Raw genomic sequence first — 22,927 nt, 5'->3', positions numbered from 1 at the left:
AGCCCATAAGCAGGTCCCTGAGGCCGTTCTATCTTCGCGAGTGGAAACAGCGAGTAGAAGCTATCTAAGGTAATGCTACGTGCGCACAACGGATTGCATCAGTGGCGATCAAGCAACACCGAATATTTTCGAGTCGTTCTAAACAATCGCACTGAGATTTTTTAACCGTTCTAAATTTGCAAGCTGCGCGCGAAGTCGAATGAAACAGTCGGACGTCGTCTCATCATCTCATCCCAACAAATTACGTAACGCACGGATGAAGACCCGCGAGCCGATTTCAATCAACTCGTCCGGAAAATCATAGTCCGGCTGATGCAGGCCGGGATGCCGCGTGCCCGCCCCCAGGAAAAACATCGCGGCCTTTGACCGGTAGTTGAAACGTCCAAAATCCTCCGACCCCCGCATCGGCAGCCCCTGCCCGGAATATTGCACGCCTTCTGCATCCAGCGCATTCCGGAGATGGACGACGGCCTCCGCGTCATTGATGCAATGATTGAACACGTCGCGATAGGTAATCTCCGCCTTCAGTCCTTCGCTTGCCGCCACGCTCTGGACCAGGCTTCCGGCCTGCGCGCGAAGGGCGTCCATTTTCGAATCGGTCAGCGTCCTGAGTGTCGCCCAGACCTCGGCTTGACCGGGCGAGATGCCGAACGCCGGTTCGCCCAACCTCGCATGGGTGACCGTCACCATTGAGAAATCTTCGTCGAGCGCCCCGCCCCGACCGAGCGCACCGATCTCGCCCAATAGTCTGGCGATTGCGGCTTGCGGTGAAACACCGAGTTCGGGGCTCGACGCATGCGAGGTTCGCCCGGACAGTTTGATCTGCATACCGCGAGAAGCGCAGTTGACCAGCCCTTCGGCGATCGAGACTTGCCCGAGGGGAAGTCCCGGCAAATTGTGCAACGAGAACACAAAATCGGGCTGCACCTGCTCAAATTTCTCGTCGGCGAGGACGGCAGCGGCGCCAGACCCGTCCTCTTCCGCCGGTTGGAACAGCAGTACGGCCCGCCCTCGTTGCGGGCGTTGACGGCCCAAGCCGCGCGCCACCGCCGCCAAAATAGTCATGTGGCCGTCGTGACCGCAAAGATGCGCTTTTCCCGGGACCGACGACCGATACGGCAGGGCCGAGATCTCCTGAATCGGCAATCCATCCAGCTCGGCGCGAAGCATGATCGTCGGGCCAGGCGCATCTCCCTGGTAGATCCCGAGCAGGCCGTGCCCGCCAAGTCGCGTGACGACCTTGTCGGCGCCAGTTGCATGGAGAAGCGCCTGCACTGCTTGCGCGGTCTTCTCTTCCTGCCCTGACAATTCAGGCTTGCTGTGGAGCTCGTGCCGCCACGCAATCAGTTCCGTCAATTCCCGCTCAGCCAAAAACATGTTCATGCTCATCACGTTCAGCTCAATAAGCCCCGGTTTCGGGCGTTTATCATGACATCACATACCACCAGGAACGAGTAGCCAGGACAGGAACCCGATCGTTGCCACTCACATCAGGACGATCGCATCTGACGATGCCGATCTTGAATCGATCAAAATTTTGCATCGAACCAAGGTTAGAACAATTTGAAACTACCTTCGAAAATGGCCCGACCTCCTCGCTAGCCTTGCTTAAAAAGCCAGTCATTGGAGCAACAAGCCGAACGTCCTGTCACCGTTAGAAATGTTCCAAACCTCTCCTGCAACGCACACGCATGAATGAGCCGCGAGATTTGACGCAACCGCGCTTTTTTGCGAGCAGACCTAGAAGCGATCCAATTCAGCCTGCCCGTGATGTCGAAGGTGAGTCTGTCTCATATGGCCAAGACAAAGAGCACGACCATTAAACCTGAATCAGTTTTGCCGGATCGGATCATCCAGTTGACGGAAAATGCGCCGTACGCGCCTTTGGTGGTACGACACACGGTCGATCGCGCTGCTTTCCTGCCGGAAATACTATCGTTGCACACAAAGCAGGAGCTTTCGGAAATACCCGGGCTTGGGAAGGCGTCGATCGCAACGATCGAGGTCTGGCTGGCCGAGCATGGGCGCAGGTTGCGAATGCCCGGCGAAAGCCTCGATGCCGTCATTTGCCATTTTGGCGCCCGACGCAAGCATACCGGCGCGCACAGGCTTGGGGCACGCCTTCGATCCGGCCTCGTCGATCACCGACCGTGACAAGGTCGGCCGGCGTCGCGCATGAATCATGCACGTCCGGCGGCCTCCATGACGCGCAAGTCACTGGACGGGACAGTCTGTGCTGCCAGCGCCGCCTGCAACGCCTCGACATCCGCACGCAGATTGGGTTTCCAGCCGCAGGTGCATCCGCCGTCACAACGATGCTGATCGGCGACTTCCTTGTAGACGGCACCAAGAGCGGACGCAGCGAGAATCATTACCGTCATGGGCGGCAGCTGGGTGGTGCGAAGGACATCGCAGAAGGCGATCATGATGGACCGATGCATCTCGACGCTGGCAGATTCGCTATCCGTGTCAGATTGCATGACTGCTCGCATCCTCTTTCCTCGTTTGCGCCGTGGCGGGCAGCCGCGCAGGCCACAATGTGCTCAGAGAAACTCACCCTGCGCGACCGACGTCGGCGCCGGACAATCGATACGCCCTCATGTGATCGCCATCAAGCTATCGCCTGCGTTTCAAAATTTGAATGGCTCGAAACTCCGGACACAACCCGTGCAGGAATAATTCGACCGCTATATCCGCGAATTCCTGTGGACCGCCCTTGGGATCGTACCAGGTGTAAGTGTAGTTGATGATGCCAAACAGGATCATCGTGTAGATTTTCCTGGTGCGGGCCGATTTGGGCTTCAAGGACATTTTCCGGAGAAGGGGTGGAGGACATGAATCCGCGATCTCGCGGCCTGAGTGCCCGAGCTTTGCCAGAAATTCCGTGCCCCCAAATGCCAAATGAGAGGGCGCAGGGAAGACCGGGTGCGCGCTGCACCCGCGGTCCCGTGTGCGGTTAGCACAAGAAATGCTGCACACGAGCATACAGGGCAGCGGAGAACACCCGGCCTTCCCTGCGCAATGGCTTTACGGCTTATGCCGTGATCTCCCCGGAGACGAGTTCTTGGTTGACTCCGTCGCTGCCGTTCCCGCTTGCGCTTCTCCGACAGCTTGACGCCTGCAACGGGCGCCAGGACCACACGGTTTTGCCGTACGCTTAGTCCGCGCCGTCGTCTCAGCGTAAACAAGCGTCCACCGCAACCCGCCCAACGTCCGTGACGACGGCCGACGCCCTTCTGAGTAGGACGGGATGGCGGGAATGTGCCGGTGATTTGGGTCGATGGAAAGAGAAATATTTTTGATTTACAGAAATTTTGGACTTGACATGGTTTCCGTAAATCAGAAGTGATTTGCCCGTCGGGTTGATTTGCCGCACTCCGCCGTCATTGCGCATCGAAAAGGAGGACCTACGGAATGGAACGCCAAGCGGTGAGACCGAGGTCATGGCTGATCAGAATGGTCGCGGACAGATCACAAGAGCCTCGCCCCGAAATTCTGCTCCGGGTCCATATCCGATACCAGCCGGCCGGTCGGTTTAGCCGCCTCTCCTCCCGTGCGTGCGAGGAAACGCCCTGAGCCCGCTTCGACCGAACGTTTGCCGTCCGACACGATGACGCGCCCGCGCGATAGCACCGTCACCGGCCAGCCGCGCAGCTTGCGGCCGGCGAAGGGCGTATAGCCCGTGAGGTCATGCATCATTTCATCGCTCAGCGTCACCTCCCGAGCCGGGTCCCAGATCGCGATATCCGCATCGGCGCCAACCGCAATCGAGCCTTTGCGCGGATGCAGATTGTAGATCTTTGCGGGCGCCGTCGCGGTCAGTTCGACGAACTTTTCGATTCCGAGGCGCCCCCTGGAAACCATGGCGTCGAACAGCAGCGGCAGCCGGACTTCAAGGCCCGGCAGACCGTTCGCCACCTGCTTGAAATTCGGATTGGGGCCGGCCCGCAATTTGCCGGTTTCGTCGAACCGGTACGGCGCGTGATCGGACGAAATGGTCTGGAGATCGCCGAGCGCCAACGCCTGCCACAGTGCTTCCTGGTCGGCGGCGCGGCGCGGCGGCGGGCTGCACATCCATTTGGCGCCCTCCACGCCGGGCTTGTCGAGATCATCGGCTGTGAGAAACAGATATTGCGGGCAGGTTTCCGCGAACACCTTCAGCCCCTGCCCGCGCGCATCGCGGATGACCTTGGCGCCTTCCGCCGTCGAGACGTGGAAGATCATGATCGGTTGGTCGATCAACGCAGCCATGCCAATCAACCGCGTGAACGCCTCCGCTTCGGAAACGCGGGCATGGCTGATAGCGTGATATTTCGGATGGGTATAACCGCGCGCGAGCAGCCGCTTCACCATCCAGGAAATGATCCCGTGGTTCTCGGCATGGGCGCAGAGCATCGCACCGCCGTCACGCGCCGCCAGCAGAATGTCGAGCAGCGGCTCGTCATCGATCTTCAGGCGATCATAGGTCATGAAGATCTTGATCGAGCCATGGCCCTGCTTGATCAATGCCGGCAGGTCCGTCTCCAGCGTTTCCTTTGTCGGATCGGCGATGATCATGTGAAAGGCGTAGTCGATCACCGCGCCCTTTCTAGCCAGCGCGTGATAGTCCTCCAGCACCTGCGGCAGTTTCATGCCGACGTGCTGGGCCGCGAACGAGATCACACTCGTGGTGCCGCCGAAGGCGGCCGAGACCGTCGCGCTCTCGAATGTATCGGCGTTCATGATGCCCGCGGCTGAAAGCTGTTCGATATGGGCGTGGCTGTCGACACCGCCGGGCAGCACCAGCTTGCCGCTCGCATCGATCTCGCGTCGCCCGGCCGGCAGCCCGCGGCCGACCGCGACGATCGTCTCGCCGGAAATGGCGACGTCGGCCTCGAACACGTCGCTGACGGTCGCGACGCGTCCGCCGCGAATAAGGAGGTCGTAGGCGGGCTCGGTCATGGCAAACTCTCCAGCAATTAAGTCCTTCAAATCCTAGGCCTTGCGCTCACCCCATAAAAGCATGGATCGTACCGTTACGCTGCCTTGCGCTTTCGCAGCAGACGGTAGACCATGCATCGCTGGATGGCATGGTCATTGCTTCCATTGTCATCCTGTTGCGCGCCGATCTCGCGGTATCAACGGACGCGTCACCCGCAGGAAAATACCATGTCCCGGCCCCGCATTCTCGTCATCAATCCCAATTCCAACCAGCTCGTGACACAAGGCCTGGAGCAAGCCTTGAAGCCACTCGACTTTGAAGGCGGACCGGAGATCGTCTGCGAGACCCTGGCCGAGGGCCCCTACGGGATCGAGAGCCAGGCCGACGTCGATAGCGTGGCGATGCCGCTGCGCCGTCTTGTCGAAGGCGACAACAGTTCGGCCGCCTTTGTCATTGCCTGCTACAGCGATCCGGGCCTGCATGTCTGCCGCGAAGCGACGGACCGGCCCGTTTTCGGCATCGCCGAATGCGGCGTGCTCACGGCGCTTGCGCGCGCCGAAACCTTCGGCGTCATTGCGATCGCACCGCGCTCGATTCGCCGCCACGTCCGCTACCTCAGGCAGATGGGATTGATGGATCGCCTGACGCGGGAGCGTCCGCTCAACATGAGCGTGGCGGAGACGGCGTCGGGCGAAGGAACGCTCGCGAAGATGATCGAGGTCGGGCGCGCGCTCAAGGACGAGGACGGATCCGGCGCCATCGTGATGGGCTGTGCCGGCATGGCGCGTCACCGAAGGCCGCTGGAACAAGCGCTCGGGATTCCCGTGATCGATCCGACGCAGGCGGCTGTGACCATGGCATTGGGTACGGTGCAGTTCTCGCATCACTGAGTTTAGTTCGACAGCTCACCGTTACGTGCAAGCCACCGCGCGGAGATGCCCGACATCTAGTTTTCCGGCGGCGGCACCGCGCCGGTGCGGCTGGTGATCAGGCCATAATGCTCAATGCGGCGGTGGTTGGTGAAGTTGAAGATGGTCTTCTTGCCGAAATCGGTGGCATCGAGGTCGCAAGGATACACCAGCAATTCATCTTCTTCGGTTTTCGCCTCGAGGACGATCTCTCCGTCCGGGTTGACGATCAGGCTGCCGCCGATCAAGGGGTGGCCATCCTCGACGCCGGCCTTGGCGACGCATACGACCCAGGTAGAGTTCTGGTAGGCACCAGCCTGTGCGGACAGCCTGTTGTGGAAGAGCCGCTTCTCGGGCCCCTCCTCGCGCTTCTCGGCATTGACCGAGGGTGTGTTGTAGCCGATCAGCACCATCTCGACGCCCTGCAGACCCATCACGCGGTAGGTTTCCGGCCAGCGCCGGTCGTTGCAGACAGCCATGCCGAAGATTCCGCCGAGCGCACGCCAGACGTTGAAACCGAGATCGCCGGGCTCGAAGTAGCGCTTCTCCAGATGCTGGAACGCGCGCTTCGTGTCGAACTCCGAATGACCGGGCAGATGGACCTTGCGGTATTTGCCGACAATTGTTCCGGACTTGTCGGTGAGGATGCAGGTGTTGAAATGATGCCCATCCGGCGTCAGTTCGGCGTAGCCAAAATTCATTGCGATCTTGTGGTGGGCCGCCCGTTCAAACAAGGGCTTTGTCGCCGCGTTCGGCATCTCGCGTTCGAACCAGGTGTCGATCTCAGCCTGGACCTCCATGTACCAGCGTGGAAAGAACGTGGTGAGGGCAAGCTCCGGATAGACGATCAGATCGGCGCCCCTCGCCTTGGCTTCATCCATCAGCGCGATCATGCGTTTGACGACGGTTTCGCGGCTGTCGGCTTTCTGGATCGGACCCAACTGGGCGGCGGCAACAGTGATGACGCGCATGGATACCTTTCTGAGCGCTTCCATTTAAGGCGGCGCTTGCATGAACATGAAGCAGCCTGTGAAGCTCGGAGTCCTATCCGGCTCAATCGAGCCATCAGTTAAAGTTTTGGTTCACACGAAGTCAATTCTGGAGACAGTCCTCGTGATGCACGTCAGTTCTGCGTTTCTGCTCGCCGCCCCCGCGACGCGCGCCAGCGCATGGTCGAGCGTGCCGTCACGGATCGGCGCCGGCTGCGTTCAGGCCGGTCGGGTCATGAAGCCGTCGAAGAATGTCGTGAGCGGCCCGTAGCTATCGAGCGGCAGAACGTGCGCCACGTACTGGTCTGGCCGTACGACCACCATGCATCCCTGTTCGCGATCGATGCCGCGCATCGTGAAGATGTCGTTGCCGCCTGTCAGGTCGGCGCAGAACATTTTTTCGTAGTCGCGAAGTCCATATCGTCCCTTCCCTGGCAGCAGGAAGGACGGCATCGCCTCGATGGCGAGCGCATGATGATCCTGCTGGAAAACCGCGCGAACATCGATCACCGAGTCGAGGTCCTCACCATCAGGGGTGAATTTCCGCACAGGAGAGTCCTGCGCCTCCGCAAGGAAGTCGCACAGGGCCCGGATGCCGGAGTTGGACGCGGCGGGATCCTCCGCGCCGGCAAAGGCAAAAATGCGCCAGCGTCCGTCCGCCCTGACCGTGTGGCCGAGGTGAACCGGCTTGGCGTCGGCCAGGCGGATGACCGGCGCGGAATGAAAGCGCATGCCGATCGTCAGCCCCTCGGCCAGATGCTGATGGGTTGGCTCGCCGGTCAGGATCGAGGGCCGGTAACGAGCCGCGGTTCCCGCGGTGTAGCGCCCGTGCCTCACGAAATAGCTCTGCGTCTCGGCCGGATCGAACCCCTTGCTCGACGCGAGCAAGGCGGCCCATTCGCGGTCGAAGTCGATCAGTTCCTTGGCGATCGCCTGGCGTTCGGCCGAATAGCTGTGCAGGAGGCTGGGTGCGCAGCGTTGCCGCAAGACCGAGGCCAGCTTCCATCCGAGATTGAAGCCGTCCTGCATCGACACGTTCATGCCCTGGCCCGCTTTCGGGCTGTGGGTGTGGCAGGCGTCGCCGGCGATGAACACACGCGGCAGACGTTTTGCGACGTCTGCTTCCGGCACGTCATCGAACTTGTCGCACAGGCGCTGGCCGATCTCATAGACCGACCACCACGGAATCTCCTTCACGTCGAGCGAATAGGGATTGAAAATGCGCCGCGCCGCCGCGATCAGATCATCGGCCGTGATATTGCGGCTGGAAACCCGCTCCCCGGCATCGAGCTTGTCGAGTTCGATATACAGCCTGAAAAGATAGCCGCCTTCCCGCGGGATGATGATGATGCTGCCGTGGCTGGCGGACTGTATCAATGACTTGAAGCGGACATCGGGAAAGTCGGTGACGGCCAGCACGTCCATGACGCCCCAGGCATGGTTGGCGGAGTCGCCGCGCAGCGTACGCCCGATGCTCGCGCGCACCGTGCTGCGGGCGCCGTCGCAGCCCACCACGTAGCGCGCCTTGATGGTCTCAATCTGTCCTTTGTGCGCTGGATCGACCCGCTCCAGCCTGGCGGTCACCAGATGTGGACCGGCATCGTCGCCGGAGGTGACCGCAGGGTCGACCTGAAGATCGAGCAGGCGCCGCGCATAATATGGCTCAAGCCGCGACGGCGATTTGCGCATGACATCAAGGTAGAAATCATGCACCCGCGCCTGGTTCAGGACGACATGCGGAAACTCCGACAGCCCGTCTTCGGTGTCCTGCACCCGTCCGCTACGGACGATGTTGTCGGGCTGCGCGGGGTCGGGTTTCCAAAAGGTCGTCTCGTTGATCCAGCAGGCCTCCTTCAGCACACGCTCGCTGAAGCCGTAGGCTTCGAACATCTCCATCGTGCGGCAGGCAACGCCATCGGCCTGTCCGCGGAGCAAAGGGCCCGGCTTCTGTTCGACGATGCAGGTCTTGATGTCGGGAAAGGCGGACAGTTGAGCCGCCAGCGTCAGCCCGGCCGGACCGCAGCCGACGATGAGGATGTCGACCTCCGCCGGAATGGCGCCGGCTGATCCTGACGCAACAACCCGCTGTGCCGGATCTTGAATCTCGGGGTCGCCGGGTTCGAATCCGTTCAGATGAAATTGCACGAAACCCTCCCCGCGCCTGATGCGACTTCCAAGCCGCTAGCTTTAGCTTGCTGGGGCTCCAAAAAGCCGTTGCCGAATTTAATCAGTATGCTTATTATCAGTATACGCGTCAAGGGAGGGTTTGGGTGACCGAGAACGACGACAAGCCGGGGCACCTGGCGCGCCGGTTCCAGCAGATTGCGGTGGCGGTCTTCCATGCCGCGGTCGAGGAAGCCGGCTATGACCTCACCCCCGTTCAATACGCGGCGCTCACCACGATCGGGACGCAGCCCGGAATCGACCAGGCGACGCTTGCCGGGTTGATCGCCTATGACCGGACGACCATCACCGGCGTTGTCGATCGGCTGGTGCAGAAAGGTTTGCTGGTTCGGCAGGCCAGCCGCACCGACAGGCGCGCCCACGCGTTGCAGATCACCGATGAAGGACATCGGACCCTCGACGGGATAGAGCCGGCCGTCGAGGCGGCGCAGCGGATCATGTTGGCTGGCCTCTCCAATGCCGAGGCCGCGACACTCATGCGACTCTTGCGCAAGGCCATCGCCGCCGGCAACGAATTAAGCCGCGCACCGCAGCAAACGGCTTTGACAGACACCGCCAGAAAGAAATAGCTTTCGTTCGTCAGGCAGCGACGCCAGGAAGCCTACAGCCCTCCTGCTCGGCGCGCATGCTGACAAACTTTAAGGCGGTCGTTTCCTGCCGACAGCCAACTCAGATCGCATCGCCTGCTGTCTTTTTAGCCTACTGCGCAATCTGTAATCGCTGGCGCACAAATCTTTCACGCCCTCACGGTCGGAGTGAGCGCCCGCGACGTCGTCGATGAAGCTCAGCTCCGCAATGCCGCTCGCGGTAGCCATTGCGGTCGCAGATCAGGCAGATTAATCGACGCCAGTTCTGAAGATCGCCAGCGCGAGCGCCTGGGCGCGGGGGACAATGCTGTCGAGCTCGAGATACTCCTGCGCGGTATGGGCATTGCCGCCAACCGGGCCTACTCCGCAAATCGTCGGGGTGCCGACGCTCGCAGTGAAGCCGGAATCGGCGCAACCGCCGGCGAATTCGCCTGCGACGTTGGGTAGGCCTGCATCCTTCGCCGCCGCGCGGTAGCCATCAAACAGGATTTTCGACGTCTCACTCTGCACCACCGGCAGGAATTCGCCGTTGATGTGCAGCTTCGCCGTCGTGCCCGGCACCGTCGACGTGGCGATAATGGCCTCGATCGCCGCCAGTGTGGAGGCGCGATCGGCGGGATCGATGTAGCGCATGTCGATCTGACCCTCGGCATACGGCGCAGTGGTGTTGACCGACTGGCCACCGGCGACCAACCCGACATTGAGGGTGATGCCTTTTGCAAGGTCGGTCAAAGCGTGGATCTGAACGATCTTGTGCGCGAGCTCGCCGATCGCGCTGATGCCTTCCGCAAAATTGCCGCCGGAATGCGCGGCCTTGCCTGCTATCTCGAAGCGCATGAACACGCCGCCCTTGCGGCTGGTGACCACGTTGCCGGTCGGCCGGCCGGGCTCGGAATTATACACCGCCCGCGCGGCACGGCCTTCCCGCTCGATCACCGGTCGGGACGACGGTGAGGTGATTTCCTCGTCAGCGGTAAGCAGCAGCTTGATCGGGCACGGCGCGCCGCCGAATTTGTGGAATGCCGCGGCGACAAAGGCGTTGATCACCAGACCGGCCTTCATGTCGGCAACCCCGGGCCCATAGGCCCTGCCGTCCTCGATGGTGAACGGCCGGCGCGCCACCTCGCCCTTGGGAAACACCGTGTCACGATGCCCCATCAGCAAGACAGGCTTTTCGTTGCTGCCCGGCTTCGTCACCAGCGCATGGACGGCATCGCCGAACACGTCATGAGGTTCGCGCCACGCGTCGATACCGTGTGTCGCAAAATGCTGCTCGAATCGTGCGCCCACCGCATCGACGCCCGCCTTGTCGTAGGAGCCGGAATCGATATTCACGACGTCGCGCAACAGATCGATCATGGATTGCTTTTGCGACGCGATCCATTCGGTGATCTGCGTTTCGGTACTGGCGGGCATGGTATTTCCTTTAAGCATATCCAAGTTCTTACAGCATCAACGCGGCAGCGCTGTTCGACACTCTCGTATTCCGCATCATCATGCGCGCAATCGCCTCGCCAATCACCACCGTGGTGAAATGGGTATTGGCGCGGCAATCGGACGGCATGATCGAGGCGTCCGCCACGCGCAGCGCGGCGATGCCCTTCACGGTGCCATCCGGATTCACCACGCCATTGGCATCGTTGAAGCCAGCCATGCGGCAAGAACCGGCGGCATGCTGGATGTCGCCGGTGTCGCGGCGGAGCAGCGCTTGGAGTTCCCCGTTCGGCAGCGCCGCGGCCTGCGGCAGCGTCAGATCGGTGTCGATCAGGCGTATCCATTCGGCGATGTCAGCCAGCGCCGGCTGGGTGGTAAGCACGGCCAGCCGCTTCACGGCATCGACCATGCGCAGCAGGTCGCGGTCATCGGCGAGCATGTTTTCCTCGACGATCGGGTCGATCGAAGCATCAGTCGAAGCCAGCCTCAAATTGCCGCGCGAATAGGCGTTGAACAGCCCCGCACCGATGGCGCCGGGGTTGCCGATGCCGCGATGGTTGAAGGCGATCAGGATCATGTCGCGCTTGCCGCCATCCGCAAGCCCGGATGAATAGGTCACGCAGCAATTGGTATGACGCGTATCCGGGTCTGTCGGCCGAACTTCCTCGCGCAGCTTGATGGTGGCGCGAAACAGCGGATGGTCGAAGAAATGCTTGCCGACCGGCAGGTCGCGCTCGACCGCGATGCCCATCGCCTTCAGCTCGTCGGCCGGGCCGATGCCCGAACGCAGCAGGATCGCCGGGCTGTGGATGGCGCCGGCGCACAGCACGATCTCGCGTGCGTTGATTTCCAAACTGCCCTGCCCTTCGATGTGAACCAGCACACCGATTGCCTGGCCGTCCCTGATCAGGAGCCGATCGACCAGCGCATGCCCGCGGATTTCCAGATTGGCGCGGCCGCGCGCCGGCTCCAGATAGGCTTCATTGGTGGTGATGCGGCGGCTGTCGCGGCTGTTGATCGGATAGCAGGCGACGCCCTCGCCATCCGGTCCGTTGAGATCGGCACACCACGGATATCCCGATGCCAGCGCGGCGTCGCGGAGTCCACGATCGATCGCCCCCCACTTCTCCGGCGGCGCGCGATAGACCGGCAACGGTCCGCCGCGGCCATGGCCTGCGCGGTCGCCGAACTCGAAATCATCCTCGATGACCGAGAACAGCGGCATGACCTCTTTTGCGGACCAGCCGGTGCAGCCACCGGCCGCCCATTCGTCGAACGCGTCAGCCACACCGCGGATGGCGATCTGGCCGTTCATCATCGAACTGCCGCCGAGTCCCTTACCGCGCCAATAGAAGCGTGCCTCCTGCCCCGCCACCCGGCGCGTCAGCAGATTAGGCCACTGCCATTTCTCCTGATATTCGCGCTGGTGAATGATCGGAATTGGGTTCGGCGTCCGGACTTCCCAGGGCGCCTCATCGGCACGCCAGTCGAGGCCCGCTTCCAGCAGCAGCACGCGCCTGGCAGGATCCTCGGAGAGCCGGGCGGCAACCGCGGCACCGGCAGAACCGCCGCCGACTACAATGACGTCATACATGGCGTTACTTCTCGATGTTCCAGAAAATCGCAATCGCGGAGGGTACAAACCGCAGACTGACACGATAGCGGCGCTAAGCGAACTGTGCCACCTCAGCGTCGCTGGTTATAGACGTCAAGACATACCGCGCCCAGCAACACGAGGCCCTTGATCACCTGCTGGTAGTCGATCCCGATGCCGAGGATCGACATGCCATTGTTCATCACCCCCATGATCAGCGCGCCGATCACGGCGCCGGCGACCCGCCCGACGCCGCCATAGGCCGAGGCCCCGCCGATGAAGCATGCGGCGATCACGTCGAGCTCGAAGCCGACCCCGGCCTTTGGTGTCGCGGTGTTGAGCCTTGCTGCGAACACCAGGCCGGCGAGCGCGGCCAGCACACCCATGTTGACGAAGGTGAGGAAGGTCAGCCGTTCGGTCTTGATGCCGGAAAGCTTGGCCGCCTTTTCATTGCCGCCGACGGCATAGATCTGCCGGCCAATGGTGGTTCGCGCGGTGACGAAACCATAGAGCGCGATCAGCGCGATCATGATCACCAGTACGTTGGGGAGACCACGATGCGAAGCGATCAGATAGGTAAAATACATCACCACGCCGAACAGGACTGCGTTCTTGAGCGCAAAGAAAGCGGTGGGCTCGACCTCGACACCATGGCTGGCCCGGCGGGCGCGCGTCGTGACGCTGACGTATACCAGGCCAAGCGCCAGCACGGCGCCGATCAATAGCGAGGTCGGGTTGAGCGAGCCGGCGCCGGGGAACAGTTCAGGAATGAACCCGGAGGAAAGTTTCTGGAACGTCGGTGAAAACGGGCCGACCGATTGACCTTGCAACACCGCCAGCGCCAGCCCCTTGAACACCAGCATGCCGGCCAGCGTGACGATAAAGGACGGAATCTTGAAATAGGCTACCCAGTAACCCTGTGCCGCGCCGATCAGTCCACCGAGCGCGAGGCAGATGATCGCGGCTGGAATGAAATGCATACCGTAACGTACCATCAGCACCGCGGCGATCGCGCCGATGAAACCCGCGACCGATCCGACCGACAGATCGATGTGCCCGGTGACGATGACCAAGAGCATGCCGAGCGCCATGATCACGATATAGCTGTTCTGCAGCACCAGATTGGTGAGGTTGAGCGGGCGCAGCAGCGTGCCGTCGGTAACGACCTCGAAGAACAGCATGATTGCGAACAGCGACAACAACATGCCGTATTCGCGCAAATTGGCCTTGAGAAAGCCCGCATGCTTGCGCGCCTCGGGAAGCATCACGGTGTTATCGCTCATGGATGCGCCTCTCCCAATAGCTTCTCTTCCAGTTTTCGTTCCAGGTCTCTGTCGACCAGTTGTTCGCCCTTGCGCACGATGACGCGCATGATTTTTTCCTGCGTCGCCTCGGCGTGATCGAACTCGCCGACAAAGGCCCCACCGTTCATGACGCAGATGCGGTCACAGATCCCGAGCAATTCCGGCATTTCCGACGAGATCACGATGACGGCCTTGCCGGCATCGGCCAGCTCGTTGATGATGCAATAGATCTCATACTTGGCGCCGATGTCGATACCGCGGGTCGGCTCGTCCAGGATCAGGATTTCCGGATCGGTGAACAGCCATTTCGACAGCACCACCTTTTGCTGGTTGCCGCCGGACAGGTTGCCGGACGTCTGATAGACATCGGAACAGCGGATGCGCATGCGGTTACGATAATCGCTCGCCACCTGCAACTCCTTGATGTCGTCGATGACGCGGCCGGCTGCGACGCTATCGAGATTGGCAAGCGTGATGTTCTTGCGCACGTCTTCAGCGAGCAGCAGGCCGAGCTGCTTGCGATCCTCGGTGACGTAGGCGAGGCCAGCGTCGATGGCGCGGCTCACGGTCGAGAGGTCGATCTCGCGACCATGCAGCAAGGCGCGACCCGTGATGTTGCGGCCCCAGGAACGGCCGAACAGGCTCATGGCGAATTCGGTGCGCCCCGCGCCCATCAAACCGGCGATACCGACGATCTCGCCGCGGCGAACCTGGAAGTCCACATTCTTGATGACCTGCCGATCGGCATGCTGGGGATGATAGACCGACCAGTTCTCGACCTTGAACACCACCTCGCCTATCGCAGGCTCCCGCTTCGGGAAACGATGCTCCAGATCCCGGTCCACCATCTTGCGGATGATACGATCTTCCTCGACCGCACCTAGCTCACAATCCAGCGTATCGACAGTACGGCCATCGCGCAGCACCGTGATGCGGTCGGCGACGCGGGCCACCTCGTTGAGCTTGTGCGAGATCAGGACCGCGGACATGCCATGGGAGCGAAACTCGAGCAGAAGGTCGAGCAGCGCCGCGCTGTCGCTTTCGTTGAGGCTGGCGGTCGGCTCGTCGAGAATCAGAAGGCGCACTTCCTTGGACAGCGCCTTTGCAATCTCCACCAGTTGCTGCTTGCCGACGCCGATATCGGTGACCAGCGTATCCGGCGCCTCATTGAGCCCCACTTTCGCCAGCAGCTGCTGCGACCGTCGGTAGACCGCGTCGCGATCGATCATGCCGAAGCGCGACGGCGGATTGGCAATGAAGATATTCTCCGCGATCGAGAGCAGCGGGATCAGCGCCAGCTCCTGATGAATGATGATGATGCCGAGCGCCTCGGAATCGTTGATGTCGCGGAAGTGGCGCTCCTGGCCGTCATAGATGATGCTGCCGTCATAGCTGCCATCGGGATAGACGCCGCTCAGCACCTTCATCAAGGTCGATTTGCCGGCGCCGTTCTCGCCCACCAGCGCGTGGATCTCGCCCTGCCTCACGGTGAAATTGACGTCGTCGAGCGCTTTGACGCCGGCGAAGGCTTTGCCGATACCGCGCATTTCAAGCAATGTGGCCATTCAAATTCCCTGGAACCGGCAGGAAGGCAGGGATGGCCGCGGCGTATGCCACGAAGACGCGCTTCGCGCTTTTGCCACGGCCATCCGCTTTGTCACAACTCGTCTTAGTTGATTTGCGCCTTCTTGTAATAACCGCCGTCGATCAGGACTTTCTCCCAATTGGTCTTGTCGACGACGACAGGCTTGAGCAAATAGGACGGCACGACCTTGACACCATTCTTGTAGGTGGTGGTGTCGTTGACCGTTACGGTCTTGCCGCTCAACGCCGCGTCCACCATGTCGGCGGTGACCTTGGCAAGGTCGCGGGTATCCTTGAAGATCGTGGAGTATTGCTCGCCGCGCAGCATCGATTTGATGGAAGGCACTTCGGCGTCCTGACCGCTCACGATCGGCATCGGCATATTGCCGCTGCCGTAGCCGACGCCCTTGAGCGACGACAGGATGCCGATCGAAAGGCCGTCATAGGGCGAAAGCACCGCGTCGACCCGTTTGGTGGTGTAGAACGCGCTGAGCAGATTATCCATCCGGGCCTGCGCCGTGGCGCCGTCCCAGCGCAGCGTCGAGACCTTGTCCATTCCCATCTGCTTGCTCACGACCACGAGCTTGCCGCTGTCGATATAGGGCTGCAGCACCGACATCGCGCCGTTGTAGAAGAAGTAGGCGTTGTTGTCGTCGGGTGAGCCGCCGAACAGCTCGATGTTGAACGGGCCCTTGCCTTCCTTCAGCTTCAGCCCCTGCTCGATCGACTGCGCCTGCTGCACGCCGACCTGAAAATTGTCGAACGTCGCATAATAGTCGACGTTGGGGGTGTCGCGGATCAGCCGGTCATAGGCGATTACGGTAATGCCCTTGTCCTTGGCCTGCTTGAGCACGTCGGACAGGGTGGTGCCGTCGATCGAAGCAATCACCAGTACCTTGGCGCCCTTGGTCACCATGTTCTCGATCTGAGAGAGCTGGTTCGGAATATCGTCTTCGGCGTATTGCAGGTCGGTGTTGTAACCGCGCTCCTTCAGCACCTTGACGATATTGTTGCCGTCATCGATCCAGCGCGCCGAAGCCTTGGTGGGCATGGCGATGCCTACAGTGGGCTTGGTTTGCGCGAGCGCGGGTTCCGCAAGGGCGACCGCGCCGAGCAAGACGGCCGATAGAGCAGATTTGAGTAGTTTCATGTTTCACTCCCAGGTGTTGAGCGTTAATCGCCGCGTTATCAGCGGTTTGCTTTTGGCGCCGGTAACGTATCGGCGCATCATTGGGGAACGTCGGGTCGGCGGAGACGTGAACGGATGATCGGTCACACCTTGTGGTTCCGCAAGTACATGCAGCGCTCATGCGCCGTATTGTGAAGCGACCCATCATGTGTGACCGAGCCTGATGCGAGGTTCCGGCCGCCCCCGTGCGCCGACGTCGAGAACGAAGGTTTGGCCGTGGTGCGGGTCGGCAGCCCTCGCATGCTCGTCCATGCCCTCCCAGGCCGTGGTGACCAGCAGCGAAGCGAAATTCCGGCCGACAAAGACCGGGCAACTCGGCTGCTTCGCCGGAATCCTGATGGTGCGGACCCGATCGCCCTCCGGGGTATAGACATCGATGCAGGATCCGCCCCAGCGCGCATTCCAGATCAACCCCTCGGCGTCGACCACGGCGCCATCCAGGCCGCCTATCCCGCCACTGTTATCATAGAGTGTCTCGGGGTCTCCGATCGGCACCGCATTCGCCGGGTCGACGGCGACGCGGTAAAGGACGCCCTCGCTGCTATCGGTGAAATAGGCCGTGGCGCCGTCGGGCGAAAAGCAGATTGCGTTCGGGATGCTAATGTCGCCATAGAGCCGAAGCAGCTCGCCGCGGTAAAAGCGATATATCGCGCCGGCTCCCTTTTCCGCGTTGCGGCCCATGGTCCCGATCCAGAGCGCGCCGCAGGGATGCACGCGCCCGTCGTTGGAGCGGGTTGCCGCATTGTCCGCTTCGAGCGGCATATGAAGCGTGAGGCGGCCATCCGCGATATCGCGGACATAGAGCCCATTCTCGGTCGCAAGCAATTGGCGCTGGTCGTCGATGAACGCCAGCACGCTCGCCATCAACGGAAGCGCGTGCGAAGTGACCGCGCCGGATGCAAGGTCGGCCTGAAACAATTGGCGCTCGATGATATCGAACCACCATGCGGTGTCGGTCGCCGCATCATAGGCGCAGCCCTCGCCGAGATGGCAATGCCAATCGCTCAGGATGCTGGTGCCGACTTCTTCCACGCGAGCTCCCTTATTCCCCTGCAACCTTACTCACCGAGAATCGATACAGCGATGTGTGACGATAGGTCTGCCCGGGATCGAGCCGCGCCGATGGAAAGTCGGGACGGTTTGGCGTGTCGGGATAGACCTGTGGTTCCAGGCAGAGCGCGTCGTACTGTCGGTGAACGCGGCCATACTTGCCGGTCACGGACCCGTCGAGAAAATTGCCGGAATAGAACTGGACGCCCGGCTGGTTGGTCCAGAGTTCGAGAACCCGGCCCGACTTCGGGTCTTCCACGCGGGCGGCAAAGCGCGGCTCCGTGGTCGCGCCCCCGGGCAGACAGAAATTGTGGTCGTAGCCTTGCCGGATCAGAACCTGTTCGGTCGCATCGCGCAGGCGGGCGCCGACCGGACAGGATTTCCGAAAATCAAACGGCGTTGCATCGACCTTGCCGGGCGGGCCCAACGGAATGCCGGCGGCGCTGATCGGCAGATATGTGTCCGCCGCGATCGTCAGATGATGATCGAGCACGCCGCCACCGGACTCGACGCCGGCCAGATTGAAAAAGCTGTGGTTGGTCAGATTGACGATGGTCGGCTTGTCGGTCACCCCTGAGAATTCGAGCGCGAGTTCGCTGCCACCGGAAATGCGATAGGTGATCTCGGTTTTCAGCGTCCCGGGATAGCCCTCCTCGCTATCAGGACTGACATAGGACAGCGTGACGAACGGAGACGGGTCTTCACCCATCGCCGTGATGGTCCATGGTTTGCGATCGAAGCCTTGCAGCCCACCATGCAGCGCGTTGGCTCCGTCATTGGTGGGCAGTTGAAAGCGTTCGCCATCCAGCTCGAAGGTGCCGCCCGCGATCCGGTTGGCATAGCGCCCGACCGTGGCGCCGAGGAAACGCCGAACCGCGAGATAGCCTGCAAGATCATCGCGGCCAAGGACCACATCGGCGAGGCGCCCGGCCCGGTCAGGTACGAAGATGGACTGCAGCGCCGCACCATAGGTGATGAGGCGCACCTCGAAACCATCCGCACCGCGCAGCCGCACCATTTCGATCGCGGTGCCGTCCGGAAGATGCCCGAATATCTCGCGAACAATCTTCGCTGTCTGTGATTGGCCTGCCTGCGTCACGTCATACCTCGATGAATGGTTCGACGTCGCGGCGCCGGCCGAGCATGAAGGCATCGGCGACATGGACCAGCGGCGACAGATCGACATCGGACGCACTGCTTGCGATCAGTTCGACGAAGCGCCGATAGATGCCGCGATACTCCGCCTGCTGCTCGTCAACCAGGATATGGCCATCATGCGAGAGATGGCTGCCGCCGGAAGCGAGCGTCAACCACCCGGCGTCCGTCTCGACCCGGATATCCCAGATCTGCGGACCGGTCTGGCGCCAGTCGAATTCCGCCCGGATCGGAATCCCCGTCTCGTCCGAAAAGACGAGATCGGCCGCAATCGGCGCCGCGCGATTGCGCGGGAAGGACAACTCGGCTTCCGTCAGAAAGAACGGCCGCGGCAGGATGCGGGTCAGGATCGAAAGCGCGTTGATGCCGGGATCGAATACGCCAAGCCCGCCCGGCTCCCAGATCCAAGCCTGGCCGGGATGCCATACCCTGACATCCTCCTTCCATTCGACGACCACCGACTTGATCTGTCGAGCGCTGAGAAAATTTCTTGCGGGTTCGACGGCCGGCGCAAAACGCGAATGCCAGGTTGCAAACAGCGTTCGTCCGGTTTGCCTAGCCGCAGCGACCAGAGGATCGAGTTCACTGACGGTGGCGCCCGGCGGCTTCTCGAGCAGCACGTGCTTGCCAGCCTTCAGCGCGGCCGCCGCCTGCGCATGGCGCATCTGGGGCGGCGTGCACAGCGCAACGGCATCGATGTCGGGCCTGGCACCCAGCAGTTCGTCAAGCGTCGCAAAATGCATGATCCCTTCGATCGAAGCGTTGCGGCTGGCGATCGCCGCAAGTTCGATGCCGTCGGTGCCTGATATCGCAGGGATATGCTGATCCCTGGCGATCTTGCCGAGGCCGACGATGGCAATGCGAATGGTGGTCACGTCAGTTCTTCCCGACGTTTGAGGAACGATGTCTGCGGCTCACTTGCCCCAGCGCAGCACCAGCGGACTCAGCCGGTTCGCGATTTCCATCAGGCCCGCCCGCACGGCCGGATGCAGCGGTTGAAGCGGAAGACGAACGGTCTCGTGCCTGATGACGCCGCCTTCCTTCATCAGCGCCTTGCAGGCGATCAGGCCGCACTGGCGGTTTTCATAGTTGATCAGCGGCAGCCAGCGTTCATAGGCCGCAACCGCCTCGGCGCGGCGGCCGGCGAAATACGGATCGGTGATTTGGCGAATGCCGTCGGGATAACCGCCGCCGGTCATGGCGCCGGTCGCGCCGGCATCAAGGTCGGCCATCAGCGTGATCGCTTCCTCGCCGTCCCACGGACCTTCGATCGCCGCGCCGCCGAGCGCGATCAACTCGCGCAGCTTGGCGGCAGCCTGGGGCGTCTCGATCTTGAAATAGGCGATGTTCGCGAGTTCGCGCGCCATGCGGGCGAGAAAAGCCGCTGACAGGGCCGTGCCGGCGACCGGCGCATCCTGGATCATGATCGGAATCGAGATCGCATCCGAAACGGTGCGGAAAAACTCGTAGATGGCGTTTTCCCCGACCCGGATGGTCGCGCCATGATAGGGCGGCATCACCATCACCATCGCGGCGCCGGCCTGCTGGGCTCGCCGCGAACGTTCAGCACAGATGTGCGAAGCAAAATGCGTGGTCGTGACGATGACGGGGACGCGTCCCGCGACGTGGTTCAATACGGCGTCGAGCACCGTGTCGCGCTCGGCGTCGGTCAACACGAACTGCTCGGAGAAGTTGGCGAGGATGCACAGTCCCTGCGAGCCGGCATCGATCATGCAATCGACGGCACGTTTCTGTCCATCGAGATCGAGCCGGCCGTCGCCGTCAAACACCGTCGGCACGACTGGAAACACGCCCTTATAGGGCCGCTCGACGGTGGAAGCTGCCATGACCATTCTCCGCTTTCGCCTTAACCAGCCGCGCCGTGGCGGCGCAGGCCGTTGAAGATAACTTCCTTCATCGCCGCAGAGGCCGCCTCGGCATTCCGCTCGGCGATTGCGTCGACAATTCGTTCGTGGGCTGCGATGGTGAGTTCGCGCTCGCGCTCCTCGGTCGGCGCGCTCAGCCGAAACGACGCGCGCAATGCCGCCTCGATCACGGCGCCGATCGATCGCATGAACGGGTTGGCCGAACTGGTCGCGATGTCGAGGTGCAGCCGAAGATCGGCATCGGCGAATTCAATTGAATCAGAAGCAAAGCTGCGCATTTTTGCGATGCTGTCGCGCAGTTGAGCGACCGCATCATCCGCCCGTCGCCCGGCGGCAAGGGCTGCGGCATGCGGCTCGACGGCGAGGCGGATGTCGGCCAGATCGCGAAGAAACCGCTTGTCGATCCCGGCTTCGAGGTGCCAGCCGAGCACGTCGGAATCGAACATGTTCCAGGCCGAACGTTCCCTGACCCGCGTGCCGACGCCCGCCTTGGCGTTAAGCAATCCCTTGGCGGACAACGTCTTGACGCTTTCACGCAATACGGTGCGCGAGACGTCGAACATGGCAGTCAGCTCCGCATCGCGCGGCAGACTGGCGCCTTCCGGATAGCGGCCGACAATGATGTCGATCCCGATCGTCCGGGTCACTTCCACCTGGCTGAAATGACCGCGGCCCGGCGCGATCACAACCCGGTCGGACCTCATGACAGGTCTCGCGGAGTCATGGCTGGTTTCGCTCCCTAATCGTTGCGGACCGTCGCGCCTCTTCGGGCGAGATCAAGCTGTCGCGATGTCCCCCATGCCACAACCGCCGGGCCCTGTATAGCATATTATCATATTAGTATGACTTTCTTTGATCCCTGCTTCCCTGCTTTGTATCCGCAAGACCTCCGGTCCCTGTCACGGCCTTTGCGTAAAGGTACGCGGTTGGCGCCACACCATGTCAACAGTTTCCACATCGTGGGCAAAAAACTGAAAACTGTAGACACTGTAGCGATGAACCGGTATGAACGGCGACCTGCGGGCAACCGCATCGTCGGTCGAAAAAAGCGTCTCGAGCGCTGCGCCGGACACCTGGCGCCACCGATGTCTTCAGCCAAAACACTGTGCGCCGTTGCATTTTTCACGGCCAAACCGGCTTTCATCACTCCGAGGGAATCGACAGTGGACATTTGGAGCAGATCCATGCGCCGTACCGTGCTTGCGTTCGCAACGCTTCTTGCCGTGTGCGGCGTCGCAACGGCAGAAACATACCCCTCCCGTCGGATCACCGTGATCGTGCCGTTCGGCGCGGGCAGCGGCACGGACGGCGTGGCCCGGATTGTCACCCAACGGCTCGCCGAAATGCTCAAGACGACCATCGTGGTGGAAAACCGCGCCGGCGCGAGCGGCGCAATCGGTGCGGTCGCGACCGCGCGCTCCGCACCGGACGGCTACACACTGATGTTCGGCGGATCATCCACGCATGCCGCCAACCCCAGTCTGCTCAAATCCATCCAGTATTCCCCCAAGGACGACTTTGCGCCCGTCTCCCGTGTCGGCCTGTTCCCCTATATCCTCGTCGTCAATCCCGGGATCGAAGCCAAAAGCGTCGGCGAGTTGATCGCGCTTGCAAAGCAGAAGCCCGGCACGATGTCGTTTGCCTATTCGAACGCGCTGGGCCAGCTTGCCGGTGAAATGTTCAAACGGCGCGCCGGTATCGATGTCCAGGCCGTGCCGTACAAGAGCAGTCCGGAGGCCATTACCGACGTCATTGCCGGTCGCGTTTCCCTGATGTTCAACGATGTGACTTCTACCCTGCCGCTGGCGCGATCGGGCCAGCTTCGCGCGCTCGTGACCATCACCAAGGACCGGACCAAGCTGCTCTCCGAACTGCCGACCGTACAGGAGCAGGGAGTTGATTTAGGAAATCTCTCCGCGTGGACCGGCGTGTTCGCCCCCAAGGGGACCCCGCCGGAGGTGGTTGAACAGCTGTCGGGGGCGCTCCGAGAAATCCTGGACGAACCCGCGGTCCGCCAGCGCCTCGCCGAAATCGGCTTCGAAGCGCAGTGGCTCTCGCCGAAACAATTCGCCGAGCACGTGGCTGCCGACATCGAGCGTTGGGCAACGCTGACCAAAGAAGCCGGCATCGTACCTCAGTGAC

At 61.7% G+C, this 22,927-nt stretch carries 20 protein-coding genes; 4 read left to right on the top strand and 16 right to left on the bottom strand.

The features are described 5' to 3' along the window. Positions 1–228: 228 nt before the first annotated feature. The gene (locus tag JQ558_RS03325) at positions 229–1,377 is read right to left on the bottom strand and encodes an amidohydrolase (RefSeq protein ID WP_212292900.1); all 1,149 of its coding nucleotides are present in this window, start codon (positions 1,375–1,377) and stop codon (positions 229–231) included. Between the two features lie 417 nt (positions 1,378–1,794). On the opposite strand from JQ558_RS03325, the gene JQ558_RS03320 reads away from it, so the two are divergent. After that, positions 1,795–2,154: a hypothetical protein gene (locus tag JQ558_RS03320; protein ID WP_212292824.1), complete on the top strand. Its 360-nt coding sequence runs from the start codon at positions 1,795–1,797 to the stop codon at positions 2,152–2,154. Between the two features lie 26 nt (positions 2,155–2,180). Here JQ558_RS03320 and JQ558_RS03315 read toward each other — a convergent pair whose 3' ends face one another. From JQ558_RS03315 to hydA, 3 genes are all read right to left on the bottom strand, one after another. Then, complete coding sequence (locus JQ558_RS03315; RefSeq protein WP_212292823.1) at positions 2,181–2,480, bottom strand: hypothetical protein; 300 nt, start codon at positions 2,478–2,480, stop codon at positions 2,181–2,183. Between the two features lie 136 nt (positions 2,481–2,616). Then, the gene (locus tag JQ558_RS37080) at positions 2,617–2,805 is read right to left on the bottom strand and encodes a hypothetical protein (RefSeq protein ID WP_249142292.1); all 189 of its coding nucleotides are present in this window, start codon (positions 2,803–2,805) and stop codon (positions 2,617–2,619) included. Positions 2,806–3,471: 666 nt separating this feature from the next. Continuing rightward, the gene (hydA, locus tag JQ558_RS03305) at positions 3,472–4,941 is read right to left on the bottom strand and encodes a dihydropyrimidinase (protein WP_212292821.1); all 1,470 of its coding nucleotides are present in this window, start codon (positions 4,939–4,941) and stop codon (positions 3,472–3,474) included. 207 nt (positions 4,942–5,148) lie between these two features. Here hydA and JQ558_RS03300 point away from each other — a divergent pair, with 207 nt between their 5' ends. After that, on the top strand, positions 5,149–5,811 hold the full coding sequence (locus tag JQ558_RS03300) for an aspartate/glutamate racemase family protein (RefSeq protein WP_212205885.1): 663 nt from the start codon (positions 5,149–5,151) through the stop codon (positions 5,809–5,811). A 56-nt stretch (positions 5,812–5,867) separates the two neighbouring features. Here the strand turns inward: JQ558_RS03300 and JQ558_RS03295 are convergent, their stop codons facing one another. Both JQ558_RS03295 and JQ558_RS03290 read right to left on the bottom strand, forming a co-directional pair. After that, positions 5,868–6,800 (bottom strand): N-carbamoyl-D-amino-acid hydrolase, encoded by a 933-nt coding sequence (locus JQ558_RS03295; protein WP_212292820.1) that lies wholly within the window; start codon positions 6,798–6,800, stop codon positions 5,868–5,870. Between the two features lie 237 nt (positions 6,801–7,037). Continuing rightward, the gene (locus JQ558_RS03290; protein WP_212292819.1) at positions 7,038–8,963 is read right to left on the bottom strand and encodes an FAD-binding monooxygenase; all 1,926 of its coding nucleotides are present in this window, start codon (positions 8,961–8,963) and stop codon (positions 7,038–7,040) included. Positions 8,964–9,088: 125 nt separating this feature from the next. Here JQ558_RS03290 and JQ558_RS03285 point away from each other — a divergent pair, with 125 nt between their 5' ends. After that, the gene (locus JQ558_RS03285) at positions 9,089–9,571 is read left to right on the top strand and encodes a MarR family winged helix-turn-helix transcriptional regulator (RefSeq protein ID WP_212276042.1); all 483 of its coding nucleotides are present in this window, start codon (positions 9,089–9,091) and stop codon (positions 9,569–9,571) included. 267 nt (positions 9,572–9,838) lie between these two features. Here the strand turns inward: JQ558_RS03285 and JQ558_RS03280 are convergent, their stop codons facing one another. From JQ558_RS03280 to JQ558_RS03235, 10 genes are all read right to left on the bottom strand, one after another. Next, positions 9,839–11,005: a M20 family metallopeptidase gene (locus tag JQ558_RS03280; protein WP_249142291.1), complete on the bottom strand. Its 1,167-nt coding sequence runs from the start codon at positions 11,003–11,005 to the stop codon at positions 9,839–9,841. Positions 11,006–11,033: 28 nt separating this feature from the next. Continuing rightward, on the bottom strand, positions 11,034–12,617 hold the full coding sequence (locus JQ558_RS03275) for a GMC family oxidoreductase (RefSeq protein WP_212292818.1): 1,584 nt from the start codon (positions 12,615–12,617) through the stop codon (positions 11,034–11,036). 92 nt (positions 12,618–12,709) lie between these two features. Beyond that, entirely contained in the window at positions 12,710–13,900 is a 1,191-nt protein-coding gene (mmsB, locus tag JQ558_RS03270) for a multiple monosaccharide ABC transporter permease (RefSeq protein WP_212205846.1), read from the bottom strand. Continuing rightward, the gene (gene mmsA, locus JQ558_RS03265; RefSeq protein WP_212276040.1) at positions 13,897–15,486 is read right to left on the bottom strand and encodes a multiple monosaccharide ABC transporter ATP-binding protein; all 1,590 of its coding nucleotides are present in this window, start codon (positions 15,484–15,486) and stop codon (positions 13,897–13,899) included. Before mmsA ends, mmsB begins: the two co-directional genes overlap by 4 nt. 104 nt (positions 15,487–15,590) lie before the next feature. After that, positions 15,591–16,655: a multiple monosaccharide ABC transporter substrate-binding protein gene (chvE, locus tag JQ558_RS03260; protein ID WP_212276039.1), complete on the bottom strand. Its 1,065-nt coding sequence runs from the start codon at positions 16,653–16,655 to the stop codon at positions 15,591–15,593. A 183-nt stretch (positions 16,656–16,838) separates the two neighbouring features. Beyond that, complete coding sequence (locus JQ558_RS03255) at positions 16,839–17,726, bottom strand: SMP-30/gluconolactonase/LRE family protein (RefSeq protein ID WP_212292817.1); 888 nt, start codon at positions 17,724–17,726, stop codon at positions 16,839–16,841. A gap of 10 nt (positions 17,727–17,736) precedes the next feature. Next, on the bottom strand, positions 17,737–18,843 hold the full coding sequence (locus JQ558_RS03250; protein WP_312014949.1) for an aldose epimerase family protein: 1,107 nt from the start codon (positions 18,841–18,843) through the stop codon (positions 17,737–17,739). Position 18,844: 1 nt separating this feature from the next. Next, positions 18,845–19,774 (bottom strand): Gfo/Idh/MocA family protein, encoded by a 930-nt coding sequence (locus JQ558_RS03245; protein ID WP_212292815.1) that lies wholly within the window; start codon positions 19,772–19,774, stop codon positions 18,845–18,847. Positions 19,775–19,813: 39 nt separating this feature from the next. Then, the gene (locus tag JQ558_RS03240) at positions 19,814–20,752 is read right to left on the bottom strand and encodes a dihydrodipicolinate synthase family protein (protein ID WP_409410482.1); all 939 of its coding nucleotides are present in this window, start codon (positions 20,750–20,752) and stop codon (positions 19,814–19,816) included. Between the two features lie 14 nt (positions 20,753–20,766). Continuing rightward, entirely contained in the window at positions 20,767–21,489 is a 723-nt protein-coding gene (locus tag JQ558_RS03235; protein WP_212292813.1) for a FadR/GntR family transcriptional regulator, read from the bottom strand. A 480-nt stretch (positions 21,490–21,969) separates the two neighbouring features. On the opposite strand from JQ558_RS03235, the gene JQ558_RS03230 reads away from it, so the two are divergent. Then, on the top strand, positions 21,970–22,926 hold the full coding sequence (locus JQ558_RS03230; protein WP_212276035.1) for a tripartite tricarboxylate transporter substrate binding protein: 957 nt from the start codon (positions 21,970–21,972) through the stop codon (positions 22,924–22,926). Position 22,927 lies beyond the last annotated feature (1 nt).

Origin of the sequence: Bradyrhizobium sp. AUGA SZCCT0160, assembly GCF_018130105.1 — a bacterium.
Taxonomy (GTDB): Bacteria; Pseudomonadota; Alphaproteobacteria; order Rhizobiales; family Xanthobacteraceae; genus Bradyrhizobium.
Note: the sequence above shows the minus strand (reverse complement) of the source record. Positions and strands in the feature narration are given on the sequence as shown.